Origin of the sequence: Nocardioides agri (assembly GCF_013778305.1) — a bacterium.
GTDB lineage: Bacteria > Actinomycetota > Actinomycetes > Propionibacteriales > Nocardioidaceae > Nocardioides > Nocardioides agri.
This window is the reverse complement of record NZ_JACEIC010000002.1, coordinates 997,337-1,012,695: the sequence shown is the minus strand read 5'-3', so window position 1 is coordinate 1,012,695 and position 15,359 is coordinate 997,337. Positions and strand designations below refer to the sequence as shown.

17 protein-coding genes are annotated in these 15,359 nt (G+C 71.4%); 11 read left to right on the top strand and 6 right to left on the bottom strand.

The window, feature by feature from the left end:
* Positions 1 to 98: 98 nt before the first annotated feature.
* A complete protein-coding gene (locus HZF07_RS09445) occupies positions 99 to 1,271 on the top strand; it encodes an acyl-CoA dehydrogenase family protein (RefSeq protein WP_157341168.1) in 1,173 nt (390 codons plus the stop codon).
* 45 nt (positions 1,272 to 1,316) lie between these two features.
* Entirely contained in the window at positions 1,317 to 1,901 is a 585-nt protein-coding gene (locus HZF07_RS09440) for a GtrA family protein (protein ID WP_157341166.1), read from the top strand.
* Here HZF07_RS09440 and HZF07_RS09435 read toward each other — a convergent pair.
* Positions 1,843 to 2,445: a Maf family protein gene (locus tag HZF07_RS09435; protein ID WP_181644986.1), complete on the bottom strand. Its 603-nt coding sequence runs from the start codon at positions 2,443 to 2,445 to the stop codon at positions 1,843 to 1,845. The genes HZF07_RS09440 and HZF07_RS09435 overlap by 59 nt on opposite strands.
* Positions 2,442 to 3,035, bottom strand: coding sequence for a TetR/AcrR family transcriptional regulator (locus HZF07_RS09430; protein WP_157341164.1), 594 nt, complete (start codon positions 3,033 to 3,035; stop codon positions 2,442 to 2,444). The genes HZF07_RS09435 and HZF07_RS09430 overlap by 4 nt, the downstream gene beginning before the upstream one ends.
* Positions 3,036 to 3,109: 74 nt before the next feature.
* Between HZF07_RS09430 and HZF07_RS09425 the strand changes: the two genes are divergently transcribed.
* The 3 genes from HZF07_RS09425 (at position 3,110) to HZF07_RS09415 (ending at position 6,629) form a co-directional block, all read left to right on the top strand.
* Positions 3,110 to 4,528 (top strand): DHA2 family efflux MFS transporter permease subunit, encoded by a 1,419-nt coding sequence (locus HZF07_RS09425; protein ID WP_157341162.1) that lies wholly within the window; start codon positions 3,110 to 3,112, stop codon positions 4,526 to 4,528.
* 7 nt (positions 4,529 to 4,535) lie between these two features.
* The gene (locus HZF07_RS09420) at positions 4,536 to 5,537 is read left to right on the top strand and encodes a glycoside hydrolase family 6 protein (protein WP_157341160.1); all 1,002 of its coding nucleotides are present in this window, start codon (positions 4,536 to 4,538) and stop codon (positions 5,535 to 5,537) included.
* 87 nt (positions 5,538 to 5,624) lie between these two features.
* Positions 5,625 to 6,629 (top strand): response regulator transcription factor, encoded by a 1,005-nt coding sequence (locus HZF07_RS09415; protein ID WP_157341158.1) that lies wholly within the window; start codon positions 5,625 to 5,627, stop codon positions 6,627 to 6,629.
* Positions 6,630 to 6,639: 10 nt separating this feature from the next.
* On the opposite strand, the gene HZF07_RS09410 is transcribed toward HZF07_RS09415, so the two are convergent.
* From HZF07_RS09410 to HZF07_RS09395, 4 genes are all read right to left on the bottom strand, one after another.
* Complete coding sequence (locus tag HZF07_RS09410; RefSeq protein WP_157341156.1) at positions 6,640 to 7,368, bottom strand: hypothetical protein; 729 nt, start codon at positions 7,366 to 7,368, stop codon at positions 6,640 to 6,642.
* Positions 7,369 to 7,400: 32 nt separating this feature from the next.
* On the bottom strand, positions 7,401 to 8,879 hold the full coding sequence (locus tag HZF07_RS09405; RefSeq protein WP_309504676.1) for a glycosyltransferase family 2 protein: 1,479 nt from the start codon (positions 8,877 to 8,879) through the stop codon (positions 7,401 to 7,403).
* 155 nt (positions 8,880 to 9,034) lie between these two features.
* Positions 9,035 to 9,253 carry an acyl-CoA carboxylase subunit epsilon gene (locus tag HZF07_RS09400; RefSeq protein WP_157341152.1) on the bottom strand — a complete coding sequence of 73 codons (219 nt, stop codon included), beginning with the start codon at positions 9,251 to 9,253 and terminating at the stop codon, positions 9,035 to 9,037.
* The gene (locus tag HZF07_RS09395) at positions 9,253 to 10,872 is read right to left on the bottom strand and encodes an acyl-CoA carboxylase subunit beta (protein WP_157341150.1); all 1,620 of its coding nucleotides are present in this window, start codon (positions 10,870 to 10,872) and stop codon (positions 9,253 to 9,255) included. The genes HZF07_RS09400 and HZF07_RS09395 overlap by 1 nt, the downstream gene beginning before the upstream one ends.
* Positions 10,873 to 10,942: 70 nt before the next feature.
* Here HZF07_RS09395 and HZF07_RS09390 point away from each other — a divergent pair, with 70 nt between their 5' ends.
* The 6 genes from HZF07_RS09390 (at position 10,943) to purE (ending at position 15,318) form a co-directional block, all read left to right on the top strand.
* The gene (locus HZF07_RS09390; RefSeq protein ID WP_157341148.1) at positions 10,943 to 11,731 is read left to right on the top strand and encodes a biotin--[acetyl-CoA-carboxylase] ligase; all 789 of its coding nucleotides are present in this window, start codon (positions 10,943 to 10,945) and stop codon (positions 11,729 to 11,731) included.
* A 26-nt stretch (positions 11,732 to 11,757) separates the two neighbouring features.
* The gene (locus HZF07_RS09385) at positions 11,758 to 12,261 is read left to right on the top strand and encodes a PH domain-containing protein (protein WP_181644985.1); all 504 of its coding nucleotides are present in this window, start codon (positions 11,758 to 11,760) and stop codon (positions 12,259 to 12,261) included.
* Complete coding sequence (locus HZF07_RS09380; protein WP_157341146.1) at positions 12,248 to 13,231, top strand: adenylate/guanylate cyclase domain-containing protein; 984 nt, start codon at positions 12,248 to 12,250, stop codon at positions 13,229 to 13,231. Before HZF07_RS09385 ends, HZF07_RS09380 begins: the two co-directional genes overlap by 14 nt.
* 60 nt (positions 13,232 to 13,291) lie before the next feature.
* Positions 13,292 to 13,609 carry a winged helix-turn-helix domain-containing protein gene (locus HZF07_RS09375; protein WP_157341144.1) on the top strand — a complete coding sequence of 106 codons (318 nt, stop codon included), beginning with the start codon at positions 13,292 to 13,294 and terminating at the stop codon, positions 13,607 to 13,609.
* 78 nt (positions 13,610 to 13,687) lie between these two features.
* On the top strand, positions 13,688 to 14,794 hold the full coding sequence (locus HZF07_RS09370) for a 5-(carboxyamino)imidazole ribonucleotide synthase (protein ID WP_232523226.1): 1,107 nt from the start codon (positions 13,688 to 13,690) through the stop codon (positions 14,792 to 14,794).
* Between the two features lie 2 nt (positions 14,795 to 14,796).
* The gene (gene purE, locus HZF07_RS09365) at positions 14,797 to 15,318 is read left to right on the top strand and encodes a 5-(carboxyamino)imidazole ribonucleotide mutase (RefSeq protein WP_157341142.1); all 522 of its coding nucleotides are present in this window, start codon (positions 14,797 to 14,799) and stop codon (positions 15,316 to 15,318) included.
* The last annotated feature ends 41 nt before the right edge of the window (positions 15,319 to 15,359 follow it).

Below are 15,359 nucleotides of genomic sequence, written 5' to 3'. Positions count from 1 at the left end.
CCGCGGGGCAGGGTATCGCCCGCACGTCTGGCGCGGGCTGTGGCACATGTCGCACCGCTGGTTAACAAACGCTAACCAAACCGGTTAAGGTGCGGGTCATGACGTACGAGCTGAGCCGTGAGCACGAGGAGTTCCGCCGCAGCGTCCGCGAGTTCGCGGAGGCCGAGATCGCGCCGCACGCGGCGCAGTGGGACCGCGACCACCACTTCCCGGTCGACGTCGTGCGCAAGATGGGTGCGCTCGGCCTGTTCGGGCTGACCGCGCCGGAGGAGTTCGGCGGCGCGGGCGAGGACGGCGACTTCACCAGCCTCTGCGTGGCGATCGAGGAGATCGGCCGCGTCGACCAGTCGATGGGCATCACGCTCGAGGCGGCCGTCGGGCTCGGCATCAACCCGATCCTCACCTACGGCACCGACGAGCAGCGGCAGACCTGGCTGCCCGACCTCGTCGCGGGCGACGCGCTCGCGGGCTTCGGCCTCACCGAGCCCGGCGCGGGCTCCGACGCCGGCGCGACCAGGACGAAGGCCGTCCTGGAGAACGGCGAGTGGGTCGTCAACGGCGCCAAGCAGTTCATCACCAACTCCGGCTCCGACATCACCAGCCTGGTGACGGTCACCGCGCGCACCGGCGAGCGCGAGGGCGGCAAGGCCGAGATCAGCACGATCATCGTGCCGAGCGGCACGCCCGGCTTCACCGCCGAGAAGCCCTACGACAAGCTCGGCTGGCACGCGTCGGACACGCACCCGCTCTCCTTCGAGGACGTGCGGGTGCCGGAGGCGAACCTGCTCGGTGAGCGCGGCCGCGGCTACGCGCAGTTCCTGGCCACCCTCGACGACGGGCGGGTCGCGATCGCGGCGCTCGCCGTCGGCTGCATCCAGGCCTGCCTCGACATGAGCCTGGAGTACGCCGGCGACCGGCAGACGTTCGGCGGCCCGATCGGCCGCAAGCAGGGCGTCGCGTTCCAGATCGCCGACCTCGAGGTGATGCTGCACGCCAGCCGGCTGCTCACCTACAAGGCCGCCGCCATGAAGGATGCCGGCGCGCCGGTGAAGGACTTCAAGCAGGCCGCCGCCGTCGCCAAGCTCTACGCCACCGAGTCCGCGGTCACCGCGACCCGGATCGCCACCCAGGTCTTCGGCGGCTACGGCTTCATGGAGGAGTACCCCGTCGCGCGCTTCTACCGCGACGCCAAGGTGCTCGAGATCGGCGAGGGCACCTCCGAGGTGCAGCGGATGCTGATCGCGCGTGGGCTGGGGCTGCCGGTCGAGTGACCGTCGCTGCCGGGCTGAGCGCCGGCTGCAGCTAGCCTTCTCCCCATGGCGGGACGGTGGCAGCGGGTCTGGACCGAGGCCTACCGCTTTCTCGCCGTGGGCGGCCTGGCGACGCTCGTCGCCGTCCTGCTCTTCAACTTCCTGGTGCACGGCTTCCACACCGGGTGGGACGCCCCGCTGTCCGGACAGCCCTACCTGGCGTTCGTCATCGCCAACCTCGTCGGCATGGCGGTCAGCTACCGGGGCAGCCGGACCTGGGTGTTCAAGGACCGCCCGCCGCGCACGGCCGACGGTGGCCGCCTGATGTTCGTGGCGATCAACCTGGTCACCATGCTGATCCCGATCGCGATCCTGTGGATCAGCCGGCACGTCCTCGACCTCGACGACCCCTACTCCGACAACATCGCGGCCAACGTGATCGGGCTCTTCCTCGGCATGGTCGCGCGGTTCTACCTCTTCCGGAGGCTGGTGTTCCGGCGCCCGGTGCACCTGGCGGACCTCAAGCAGCACCCGATGCAGGTCTTCGAGCTCGCCGACCTCGACATCGACCCGCTGGACGACCCCGTGGACCTCAGCGAGGAGCCCACAGCTCCGTCCACGAGTGACCGAGCTCCGCGACCAGCTCCCTGAGCAGCGGCAGGCTGACGCCGACCACGTTGTGGTGGTCGCCGTCGATGCCGGTCACGAACGCGCCCCCGAGCCCGTCGACGGTGAAGGCGCCCGCGACGTGGAGCGGCTCGCCGGTGCCGACGTAGGCCGCGACCTCGTCGTCGGTCAGGTCGGCGAAGTGGACGGTCGTCGACGCGGTGGCCGCCGCCACCCGGCCGGTCGTGGTGTCGGTCAGGCAGTGGCCGGTGCGCAGCACCCCGGACCGACCACGCATCCGCTGCCAACGGCGTACGGCGTCCGCGTGGTCGTCCGGCTTGCCCAGGGCGACCCCGTCGAGGTCGAGCACCGAGTCGCAGCCGAGCACCAGCGCGCCGGCCGGCAGCCCGTCCTGCGCGGCGACCGCCGCGCACTTGAGCTCCGCGAGCTGGAGCGCGAGCTCGGCCGGCGGCAGGCCGTCGAGCTGCGACTCGTCCACGCCGGAGACGATCACCGTCGGCTCGATGCCCGCGTTGCGCAGGGTCTGCAGGCGGGCGGGGGAGGCGGAGGCGAGGACGAGCGCGGTCACGCGCTCGATTCAAGCAGTTCGAGAGAGTCGCCGAAGGCGCAGGTGGCCAGCGCGGTCAGCGGGTCGCCGGGGTCGAGGTGCTCGGGAGCGCCCATCGACAGCATGACGTTGAGCAGCATCCCGTAGGCCACGAACTGGAGGCACTGGTCGTCGTCCCAGCCCGTGCGCCGGACGGTCGCGAAGACCTCGCCCATGCAGCGCCGCGCGGCGGCGCCGATCTCCGGCACGCCGCCGGAGGAGAAGCCGTGCATCTGCACCTGGAGGAAGTCGCGGTCGCGGAGCAGCTCGGTGTACGCGGCGCCCAGCCGGGCCTTGTCGTCCTCGCTGCCCGGGTCGAACGGCCCAGCGTCGAGCACCTCCTCGAAGGCCGTCTTGATCCGGTCGGTCGACCGCTCGAACACGGCGAGGAAGAGGTCCAGCTTGGTGCCGAACATGCGCACGACGTACGGCTGCGAAACGCCCGCCTCCTTGGCGACCGCGTCGGTGCTGGTGCCGTGGTAGCCGCCCCGGGCGAAGGCGCGGGTGGCCGCCTGGAGGATCAGCTCGCGGCGGTCGTCGGCGGACATCCGGGTGACCTTCTCGGCATTCATGGTTGACATGTTATCAGTCGATTACTTACTGTCGACACATTAGTAATCATTCGATGCCTTCTTCTGGAGTCCCGATGACCACTCTCGATGTCCCCCGCTCCGCGGACGCCGTCGCGGCCGCTCCCCGACCCCGCCGGGCACCGGTGTGGCTCGCGGTCCTGGCCGCCTCGCTCCCGATGTTCATGGCCACCCTCGACAACCTCGTGATGACCAGCGCGCTGCCGGTGATCCAGGCCGACCTCGGCTCGACCGTGGGCCAGCTGTCCTGGTTCATGAACGCCTACACGCTCACCTTCGCGACGTTCATGCTCCCGGCCGCGACGCTCGGCGACCGGCTCGGCCGGCGGCGGATGATGCTGGTCGGCATCACCGTCTTCACGCTGGCCTCGATCGCCTCGGCGCTGAGCACGTCCTCGGAGGCGCTGATCGCCGCCCGCGCCTTCCAGGGCCTCGGCGCGGCCGCGATCATGCCGCTCTCCCTCACGCTGCTTGCCGCGTCCGTGCCGCCGACCATGCGGGCGCTCGCGATCGGGATCTGGGGTGGCGTCAGCGGGCTCGGCGTCGCGCTCGGCCCGGTCATCGGCGGTGCGGTCGTCGAGGGCGTGAGCTGGCAGGCGATCTTCTGGCTGAACGTCCCGGTCGCGGTGGTCGCCCTCCCGCTCGTCCTGGTCGCCATCCCCGAGTCCCGTGGCGCCTGGCAGCGGCTGGACCCGGTCGGCGTGCTGCTGCTCGGCGGCGCGGTCTTCCTCGGCATCTGGGGGATCGTGAAGGGCAACGACGAGGGCTGGACCGCCCCGGTCGTGCTCGGCCCGCTCGTCCTCGCGATGCTGCTGCTCCCGGCGTACGTGCTCTGGGCCCGCGGCCGCTCCTACGCCGTGCTCCCGCTGCGGCTCTTCGCGGCCCGCAAGTTCCGGGTCGCCAACATCGTCTACCTGACGTTCACGCTCGGCATCTTCGGCGCCGTCTTCCTGCTGGCGCAGTACCTTCAGGTCGTCCAGGGCTACACCCCGCTCGAGGCGGGCGTCCGCACGCTGCCGTGGACCGCGGCGCCGATGGTGGTCGCGCCGATCGCCGGAGCCCTGGTCGGCCGGCTGGGCTACCGGGCCCTGCTCTTCACCGGCCTGGCACTGCAGACCGCGGCGCTCGTGTGGTTCGCGGTGATCACCGAGAACGGCTCGGACTACGCCTCCTTCGTCGTGCCGCTGCTCATGGCCGGGGTCGGCATGGGGCTGACGTTCGCCCCGGCCGCGACGATGGTGCTCGACGGACTGCCCGACGACGACTTCGCGATCGCGAGCTCGGCGAACTCCACCATCCGGGAGTTCGGCGTGGCCCTCGGCATCGCCGTCCTGGTCGCGGTCTTCCTGGGCAACGGGGGAGAGCTCACCCCGACCGGCTACGACGGCGCGGTCGGTCCGGCGCTGCTGACCGGCGCCGGCGCGGTGTTCGTGGCGGCGGTCGCGAGCCTCTTCGCTCCCGGGCGTCGGGCATGATGACGGCGTGCTGCTCCGCCGACCGCCCGCCACCCTGGCGGTCCTGCTGACCATCGCGCTCGGCGGCCTGACCGCCTGCTCCGGTGAGGACGAGCCGGCCGCCCCGGCGGACGCCCAGGCGGTCAACCCCTACGCCGACCGCACCGGCTACGCCGACCCGCAGTCGAAGACGAGCCAGGCGGCCGGCGTCGCGGACAACGAGGGCACCGAGGACCAGAAGCGGGTCTTCTCCCGCCTGGCCTCGGTGCCCCAAGGCATCTGGCTGACCCCCGAGGAGCACTCCGCCGGCGAGGTCGGGTCGTTCGTCACGGGCGTGGTGAAGGACGCCGGCGAGGACGACCAGGTGCCGACGTTCGTGGTCTACGGGATCCCCGACCGGGACTGCACCGGCGGGTTCTCCGAGGGTGGCCTGAGCGCCGACGAGTACGGACCGTGGGTCCAGGAGATCGCCGACGGCATCGTCGCCGGCGACAGCGCCGCGGGCGCGACCGTGGTCATCGAGCCGGACGCGCTCGCGTCGGCCCTCGAGTGCGACGCCAAGTCCGAGCGGGTCGCCCTGATCGCCGACGCGGTCGACACCTTCGCAGCCGCCGGCGTCACGACGTACGTCGACGGCGGCCACTCCAACTGGGTCGAGCCGGCCGACCTCGCCCCGCTGCTGCGCGAGGTCGGCGTCGAGGACGTCCGCGGCTTCGCGACCAACGTCTCGAACTTCCAGACCGACGAGGACGAGCAGCAGTACGCCGAGACGCTCAGCGGCCTGCTGGGCGGCGCCAGCTACGTGATCGACTCGGGCCGCAACGGCTTCGGCTCGACCGGGGACTGGTGCAACCCGCCGGGCCGGGCGTTCGGCACCGAGCCGACCACGTCCGGCGTCGGGGCGCACCAGGACGCGTTCGTCTGGGTGAAGCCACCCGGCGAGAGCGACGGGACGTGCAACGGCGGCCCGCCCGCCGGCGAGTTCTGGGCGGACCGGGCGCTGGAGCTCGGTCTGGCGTCTGGATGGTGAGACGGACCGCTCCCGAGAGCACCCCTGCGGCGCGGCGGGGAGTCGCGGGGCGCGGACCCGGTTGGGCACGTTGTTAGCATGCGCCACATGGAGCAGGGGTCCGACTGGGTCGCGGTCATCATCGAGGACGACCCCGATGTGCGGGACCTCATCGACATCGTGCTGACGCAGTCCGGCTTCCGGACGGTCGTCACCGAGAACGGCCAGGACGGCGTCGAGGCGGTGCGCAAGCACAACCCGCTGCTCACCACGCTCGACGTCAACATGCCGGGCATGGACGGCTTCGCGGTCGCCAAGCGGCTTCGCGAGTTCAGCAACACCTACCTGATCATGATCACGGCGCTGGCCGACGAGATCGACGTGGTGCAGGGCTTCGAGGCCGGCGCCGACGACTACCTCGTGAAGCCGTTCCGCCCGCGCGAGCTGCGGGCCCGCGCCGACTCGATGCTGCGCCGCCCGCGCACCCGGCTGGACACGCCGCACGGCTGGGTGGACGGCGACGCCGAGGAGACCCCGCCGAGCACCGCCGGCGAGTCCTGGGCCGCCACGGCCGCCCGCGACGTCGCCGCGTCCGCTCCGCAGGCGCCGCAGCCCGCGCCGCCGAGCCCGCAGCCCTACCAGCCGCCGGTGCAGCAGCCCGGGTGGCAGGTCCCGCAGCCCGCGCCCGAGCCGTACCAGCCGCCGGTGCAGCAGCCCGCCCAGCAGCCGCACCCGCCGGCGCCGGCGGTCGCCCAGCACGGCGGCGTCGCCGCGGACCCGGCGACGGGGTGGATGCGGTTCAACGACCTCGCCCTCAACCACGAGACCCGGGTGGTCACGGTCGGTGGCGCCGCCGTCGACCTGACCCGCACCGAGTTCGACCTGCTCGCCTCGCTGATGAGCACCGGCCGCCGGGTGCGCAGCAAGGCCGACCTGGTGCTCACCATGCGCGGGCAGCAGTACGTCACGTCCTACTTCGTCAACGAAGCCGACAAGCGCTCCGTCGAGGTCCACATCGCCAACCTGCGCCGCAAGCTCGGCGACGACGCCGGCACCGGTCGCTACATCGAGACCGTGCGCGGCGTCGGCTACCGGCTCGCCGAGGCCGTCTGAGCCGGTCGGCTCAGTTGGCGTTCACCGGGATCGACTGCGCCTCGGTGGGCTGGTCGTTCGGGAAGATCGCGATCGGCACCCGCTGCTTGATGACGTGCTTGGTGTACCGGTCCGACCCGGCCCGGTCCTCCGCGTAGACGGTCGAGGAGAAGATCAGGTCGATGCCCCTCGTGTCCTCCGACGTCGGCTGGATGGCCTGGTTGCGCAGCTCGAAGGCGCCCTTGGGCGAGGTGATGAGCATGCCGTACCTGTTGGAGAGCGGCTCGGGGTCGAAGGTGATCTCCTTCGCGACCGCGTCGAGCTCGTAGGGACGCTCGGTGTTGGTGCTGCCGTCCTCGAGGATGACCTTCGAGGTGACCCGGATCCGCTGGAGCCAGACCTTCCGCTTGGTCTTGAAGGGGTCACGCAGCTCGCGGTCGAGGTCGTAGGCCTGGAAGGTGAACGAGAAGAACTTCTCGCCCTTCGGGTACCACTCGTTGGTGCGCGGCGTCGACTTGGTCGGGTAGAGCGTGTAGACGTAGTCGATGTTGTCGATGTTGATGTGCGACTGGAAGGTGCCGTCGCGCGTGAACTGCGACTCGTAGGGGGTCTCGGTCGCCGTCGGCGAGGCGGACGCAGCCTCGCTCGGGTCGTCGTTGCCCGTCAGGTCGTTGATCGCCGAGCACCCGCTGAGGAGCAGCGCGGCGACCGCCACGAGGGCGGCGGCGCCGGTCCGGCGGCGCGCGAGGGTGCTGGGCATGCGGGTCTCCTGCGGGTGGGGGCGGGCGGCGGTCATGCCTTGAAGCCGCGGTAGCGGCGCATGGCCTTGAGGACCATCCAGGCGGTCTGGAGCACGGTGATCACCCCGAGGATCGGCCAGCAGACGGCGAGCATGTCGGAGCGGAGGCCGAGCGGGAGCTGCACCCAGATGGCGGCGCAGACCACAAAGATGAAGACGAAGGCCAGGAACGGGTAGAGCCACGCGACGCCCTTGCCGCGCTCCGCCTTCGCCTGCGCCGCCCAGTTGTCGGTCTGCTGGCGGCTGAAGAACTTCAGCCAGGCCCGGATGAAGTGGCCCATCCGGATGACCATGTAGGCCTCCGCCGGCACGACGAGCACCGCGAAGAGGTAGTCCCGCTTGTTGGCGAACTCCATCGACCTCGCCACGCGGAAGTTCAGCCAGACCGCGGCGATCGGCGGGATCAGCCACCACGGGCTGAACACGAACGCGTGGATGCTCAGCGACGCGGCGAGCAGCAGCACGAACATCGTGCGGGTGACGATGTTGATGACCATCGACATGTGCTCGAACCAGCGCAGCCGCAGGTTCGGGTGGAACGGCTGGCCGCGGGTGTCGCCACGCTGGCCGGGCCACATCAGGTCGATGGCGCCGAAGTTCCACTTCACCTGCTGGGCGTCCAGCGAGCGGAGCGTGGTCATGCCGCCGACGTGGGCGCGCGCCCGGGCGCTGATCTTCGTGAGGTAGCCGGCGCTCTTGATCTGGAGCGAGAGCAGGGAGTCCTCGACCTCGCTGTCGTTGACCCAGGGGGTGCGCTGGTGGCTGTCGCGCAGCACGTCGCGCAACGCCTGGGTGGAGAAGATCGAGAACTGCCCGCCGAGCACGGCCATGTTGCGGCCCTTGAGCAGGTTCTGCATGTTGAACGCCGAGAACTGGGCGCGCTGGCCGGCGATGAGGAACTTCGACGTCCAACTGTCGAGGGCGCTGTCGTCGATCGAGTAGATCGCCGAGATGCCGCCGATCCGGTCGTCGCTGGAGATCTCGTCGACGAGGTGCTGCAGCGCGTCCGGCTCGGGGGTCGTGTCCCCGTCGACGCCGAGCAGGTAGTCCATCGTCTCGACCAGGGAGTAGCCGTAGTTGAGCGCGCCGACCTTCTTGTCGGGGTTCTTGCCGATGTCGTGGACGTAGATCACCGTCTCCTGCTCGCCGGTCGGCGTCATCCGCTTGTGCGGGCCGGCGTAGTGGCTGGCGATCTCGACGGAGTCGTCGGTGGTGTTGTTGATGATGACGTGGATGACGTCCGGGAGTCGGGTCTGCTGCAACAGCGAGTCCAGGACCCCGGCGATCGTCTCGGCCTCGTTGTAGGCCGGGATGATGCAGCCGACCGTGGGCCGGTAGGTCGGGAGGTCCTCGACCTCGTGCTGGTACTGCTCCTCGTAGTCGGAGAGACCGGGGTCGGAGACGCGGACGTAGGCCTCGGCGCCGGGCGCGGTGTAGGGCGGGGCCGCCGATCCCGTCTCGTTGGCGTTCACCGTGAGTGTCTCCCCTCGCACGGAGCCCCGCCCCATGCGGCGCTCCCAGGTGCTTCCAGTGTCGGCACCCGACCTCAAGGACCCCGTCGGGAGAACCTCAAGATCTCCCTAAGTATGGCGTGGGGGGTCGGCCTGGACCACCTGGCGCGGCGGACTCAGCGGGGCAGGCTGCTGGCCCGCCAGCCGCCCGGGCCGTGCGGGAGCGCGCGCCTTACGGCGCGGTGGGGTGCCGACCACGCCGGCGCCGGGCGCTTCGCGGGCCCCGGCGCGCCCGTGCCCACCGCGCTGAGCACGGCGACGATCGCGGCGACCTCCTCGGGCGTCGCGTCGCCGCTGACGATGCGCAGGACGGGCTGCTGCTCGGTGCCGGACATCAGAGCGGGATGTTCCCGTGCTTCTTGGCGGGCAGCGTCTCCCGCTTGGAGCGGAGCAGTCGCAGCGCGCGGACGATCTCGACGCGGGTCTCGTGCGGGGAGATGACCGCGTCGACGTAGCCGCGCTCGGCCGCGATGTAGGGGTTGGCGAGGGTGGTCTCGTAGTCGTCGATCAGCTCGGCGCGCTTGGCCTCGACGTCGCCGCCCTCCTCCTCGACCTTCTTCAGGGTCTTGCGGTGCACGATGTTGGCCGCGCCCTGGGCGCCCATGACCGCGATCTGCGCGGTGGGCCACGCCAGGTTGATGTCGGCGCCGAGGTGCTTGGAGCCCATGACGTCGTAGGCGCCGCCGTAGGCCTTGCGGGTGATGATCGTGACGAGGGGGACCGTCGCCTCGGCGTAGGCGTAGATCAGCTTCGCGCCGCGGCGGATGATGCCGTTCCACTCCTGGTCCGTGCCGGGCAGGAAGCCGGGCACGTCGACGAAGGTCAGCACCGGGATGTTGAAGGCGTCGCAGAACCGCACGAAGCGGGCGGCCTTCTCCGAGGCGTCGATGTCGAGGGTGCCGGCGAACTGCATCGGCTGGTTGGCGACCACGCCGACCGGGTGACCCTCGACGCGGCCGAATCCGACCACGATGTTGGGCGCGAAGAGCTCCTGGACCTCGAGGAACTCCTCGTCGTCCACGACCGCCTTGATGACGTCGTGCATGTCGTAGGGCTGGTTCGGGGAGTCCGGGATGATCGTGTCGAGCGTCCGGTCCAGGTCGGAGAAGTCCGTGTCGGCGACCTCGTCGTAGGTCGGGGCCTCGTCGAGGTTGTTCTGCGGCAGGTAGGACAGCAGCGCCTTGACGTACTCGATCGCGTCCTCCTCGTCCGAGCCCATGTAGTGGGCGTTGCCGGACTTGGTGTTGTGCGTGCGCGCGCCGCCGAGGTCCTCCATGGAGACGTCCTCGCCGGTGACGGTCTTGATGACGTCGGGGCCGGTGATGAACATGTTGGAGGTGCCGTCGACCATGACCGTGAAGTCGGTGACCGCGGGGGAGTAGACGTGGCCGCCGGCGCAGGAGCCCATGATCATCGAGATCTGCGGGATCACGCCGGAGGCGTGCACGTTGCGGCGGAAGATCTCGCCGTAGAGGCCGAGCGAGACCACGCCCTCCTGGATGCGGGCACCGGCGCCCTCGTTGATGCCGATGATCGGGCAGCCGGTCTTGATCGCGAGATCCATGACCTTGGTGATCTTCTCGCCGTAGACCTCGCCCAGCGAGCCGCCGAAGACCGTGAAGTCCTGGGAGAACACGCAGACCTGCCGGCCGTCGATGGTGCCGTAGCCGGTCACCACGCCGTCGCCGTACGGGCGGTTCTTCTCGAGGCCGAACGCCGTCGACCGGTGCCGCGCGAGCTCGTCGAGCTCCACGAACGACCCCTCGTCGAAGAGCAGCTCGATCCGCTCGCGGGCGGTCTTGCGGCCCTTGGCGTGCTGCTTCTCGACCGCCTTGGCGGAGCCGGCGTGCACGGCCTCGTCGAGGCGCCGCTCGAGGTCGGCGAGCTTGCCCGCCGTCGTGTGGACGTCGATCTCCGCCGGGATGTCGGTTCCCTCGCCGGGCTGCGCGCTCATCGGTGATCTGGCTCCTCGCTGGCTCTGGTCTGGACCGTGGGCCAATCTAGTGCCCGTGACCGCTGACGACATGAGACGCCCATCACTCGACGCCGCACGACTGGGTGCGCTGGCCCCCGTCCTGACGGTCGAGGTGCTGGAGGAGGCGACCTCGACCAACGCCGTCGCCGGCGACCGGGCACGCGCTGGCGCCCCCGAGGGCACGGTCGTCGTCGCCGAGCACCAGACCGCCGGCCGGGGGCGGCTGGACCGCACCTGGCAGGCGCCGCCGCGCTCGTCGCTGACCTTCTCCCTCGTCCTGCGGCCCACGGTCCCCGCGGTCGAGTGGCCGTGGCTGCCGCTGCTCACCGGCCACGTGGTGGCGCGGGCGCTGCGCGGCGCCGGGTACGCCGCCGGCGTGAAGTGGCCCAACGACGTGCTCATCGACGACCGGAAGGTGGCGGGCATCCTCGTCGAGCGGGTCGAGACGCCCGCCGGCCCGGCCGCGGTGGTCGGCGTCGGCCTCAACGTCTCGCTGACCGCCGAGGAGCTCCCGGTGCCGTCGGCGACCTCGCTCGCGATCGAGGCGGGTGCGGAGCCGGACCGCACCGCGGTGCTCGCGCTGCTGCTGCAGGCGCTGGTCGAGGCCTACGACGCCTGGCAGGCGGGTGGCGCGGAGGCGCGCGACCACCTCGCCGCGTCGTACGCCGCCGGCTGCGTGACCGTCGGCCGCGACGTGCGCGTCGAGCTGCCGGGGGGTGACCGGCTGCTCGGCCGGGCGACCGGCGTGGACCGGCAGGGGCGGCTCACCGTCACCGGTGCGGCGGGAGAGACCGCTGTGGGCGCGGGGGACGTCGTCCACGTGCGCTCCGTCACCTAGGGGTCGATCGGTGACATGATCCACCCGTGGCCATCTCCAAGAGACTGCTCAACGAGGGCGAGCAGGTCGTCATCGACACACGCACCCACGTCAAGGCCCTGCTGTGGCCGCTGATCCTCCTGGTCGTGCTCCTGGCGGTCGGCACCTACAGCGAGGTGACGCTCGACAACCGGACCTTCAAGTGGGTCATCTGGGCGGTGCTCCTCGTCGGCATCGTCTGGTTCGTGCTGCGGCCGGTGATCATCTGGGCGACCGCGACCTACACCTTCACCGACCGTCGGCTCATCACGCGGAACGGCGTGATCGTCCGTCGCGGCCACGACATGCCGCTGGCGCGGATCAGCGACATCGCCTACGAGTTCGGGCCGATCGACCGGATGCTCGGCTGCGGGACGCTGCTGATCTCCGACGCGAGCACCCACGGCACGATCCGGCTCCACGACATCCCGCGGGTCGAGGAGACCCAGCGGCGGGTCAACGAGATGCTCCAGCACATCCACGACCGCTCGGGCGGACATGAGGGAACCTGAACCGAACGACGCAGCCGACCTGGAGCGCGCGATCCTCGGGCAGGGCCCGGTGTTCAACGCGCAGGAGGTCGCCGAGCGCACCGGCGTGCCGCTCGACGAGGCCCGCCGGCTGTGGCGCGCGCTCGGCTTCCCCGAGCGCGGCCTGGAGGCGGCGTTCAACGACGCCGACGCCGAGGCGCTGTCCACGCTGGTGGGCGCCGTGCGCTCCGACGTCATCGACTTCGACCTGGCGATGACACTGACCCGGGCGGTCGGGCAGACCATGGCCCGGCTCGCCGACTGGGAGGTCTCGACGCTGGTCAACAGGGTCGACGAGCTCGCCGCCGATCCCGACAGCGGCGACGGCCGCACCGGGTCGGCGCTGTGGCTGATCGACTCGTTCAAGGACTCCTTCGAGGACCTGCTGATCTACGTGTGGCGCCGCCACCTCGCGGCGGCCGTCGCGCGTGTCGAGGCGCTGCGGGCCAACGAGGAGGACGTCACCACCGTGCAGCTCACGGTGGGCTTCGCCGACATCGTCAGCTTCACCGAGCTCTCCAACCGGCTCACCGAGGACCGGATCGGGGACCTCGTCGAGCTGTTCGAGTCGCGGTGCTCCGACGTCGTCGCCTCCCAGCACGGCCGGGTCATCAAGAGCATCGGGGACTCGGTGCTCTTCGTCAGCGACGAGCCGGTCCGCGCCTACGCGATCGCCGAGGGGATCATCAACGTGGTCGGCCGCGACCCGCGGATGCCCGACGTACGGCTGGGGCTGGCGAGCGGCTCCGTCGTGACCCGGCTCGGCGACGTCTTCGGACCGCCGGTCAACCTCGCCGCCCGGTTGACCGCGGTCGCCCGCCGCAACCGGATCATCATCGACGCGGCCACCGCCGCGCTCCTGCCGGAGGACGAGTTCGAGACGCGCCCGATGCCGGCCCGCCCGGTGCGCGGGTTCGGCCTGGTCGAGCCGGTGACCGTCCGCCGGGCGTAGCCGCCCCAGTTTTTCGCGATTTCCTCCCCACGACGGGGTGCGGGTTCCTACCGTGGGCAGATGATCGAGGTCCAGGAGATCCGACTCGATCCCGACGCGCGCCGGACCTGGCGCGGGGACGACGAGGTCGTCCTGTCGCGCAAGGAGTTCGACCTCGTCCACTGCCTGATGGTCCACGCGGGCGACATCGTGAGCCGCGACGACCTGATGCGGGAGGTGTGGCACACGACGTTCTGGACCTCCTCGAAGACCATCGACGTGCACCTGGGCTGGGTGCGCCGCAAGCTCGGCGACGACAGCCGGCACCCGCACCTGATCACGACGGTCCGGGGCCAGGGCCTGCGGTTCGAGACCCAGGACCACCGCGTTCCCGGCTGACGGGCACCCCCTAGAGTTTCGGGCGTGTCCGCGCTCGCACCGACCCTGGCCGTGATCGGCGGCGGCCAGCTCGCCCGGATGATGGCCGAGCCCGCGGCCGCGCTCGGGATCCCGCTGCGGCTGCTCGCCGAGGCCCAGGGAGTCTCCGCCGCGCAGGTGATCCCCGACCACGCGGTCGGCGACTACCGCTCGCTGGACGCGCTGCGCTCCGTCACCAACGGCTGCCCGGTCGTGACGTTCGACCACGAGCACGTGCCGACCGAGCACCTGCACGCGCTCGAGGCCGACGGCGTCGCCGTACGTCCCGGGCCGGAGGCGCTCGTGCACGCCCAGGACAAGGGCGTCATGCGCGCCCGGCTGGCCGAGCTCGGCGTGCCGTGCCCGCGCAACGCGATCGTCACCTCGACCGCGGACGTCGAGGCCTTCGGCTTCCCGTGCGTGCTCAAGACGACGCGCGGCGGCTACGACGGCAAGGGCGTCTGGTTCGCCCGCTCCGCGGCGGACTGCGACGAGGCGTTCGCCGCCGCGGCCGGCACGGGGGTGCGGATCCTGGCCGAGGAGCTGGTCGACTTCCGGCGCGAGCTGTCCGCCCTGGTCGCCCGCTCGCCGAGCGGCCAGGCCGCGTCGTACCCCGTCGTGGCCTCGACCCAGAAGGACGGCATCTGCCACGAGGTGATCGCCCCGGCGCCCGACCTCGCGCCGGAGCTCGCGGGGCAGGCGCAGGAGATCGCGCTGCGGGTCGCGGGCGCGCTCGACGTCACGGGTGTGCTGGCGGTGGAGCTCTTCGAGACCACCGACGGCCGGATCCTCGTCAACGAGCTCGCGATGCGACCGCACAACACCGGGCACTGGACGCAGGACGGCGCGGTCACCTCGCAGTTCGAGAACCACCTGCGCGCCGTCCTCGACCTGCCGCTCGGCTCGCCCGCGCCGCGGGCCCGCTGGACGGTGATGGTCAACATCCTCGGCGGCCCGGACGCCACCGTCGGCCGGCTCTACGACGGCTACCCGCACGCACTCGCCCGCGACCCGCACCTGCGCGTGCACCTCTACGGCAAGGAGCTGCGGCCCGGCCGCAAGGTCGGGCACGTCAACGTGTACGGCGACGACCTCGACGACTGCCTCGAGCGGGCGCGGCACGCCGCCGCGTGGTTCCGCGGCGACCTGGGAAACGAGAGTGAGTAGTCATGGCTGAGACGTCCGCCCGCGTGGGCATCGTGATGGGGTCCGACTCCGACTGGCCGGTGATGAAGCTGGCCGCGGAGGCGCTGGCCGAGTTCGACATCGCCCACGAGGCCGACGTCGTCTCCGCGCACCGGATGCCGGAGGAGATGCTGGAGTACGGGCGCTCCGCGGCCTCGCGCGGCCTCTCCGTGATCATCGCCGGCGCCGGGGGAGCGGCCCACCTGCCGGGCATGCTCGCGGCGGTCACCCCGCTGCCGGTCATCGGCGTCCCGGTGCCGCTGAAGTACCTGGACGGCATGGACTCCCTGCTCTCCATCGTGCAGATGCCGGCCGGCGTCCCCGTCGCCACCGTCGCCGTCGGCGGCGCCCGCAACGCCGGGCTGCTCGCCGTCCGCATCCTCGCCGCCACCTCGCCCGAGCTGCAGGAGCGGATGTCGGCCTTCCAGGCGGACCTGAGGGCGACGGCCCAGGAGAAGGGCGCCGTCGTCCGGGGCGACTCCGCCGGCCGGCGCGTCGGGTTCTGAGCCGCGGCTCGGAGCCGCGCCGGGAGCCGACCTGCGGTCGG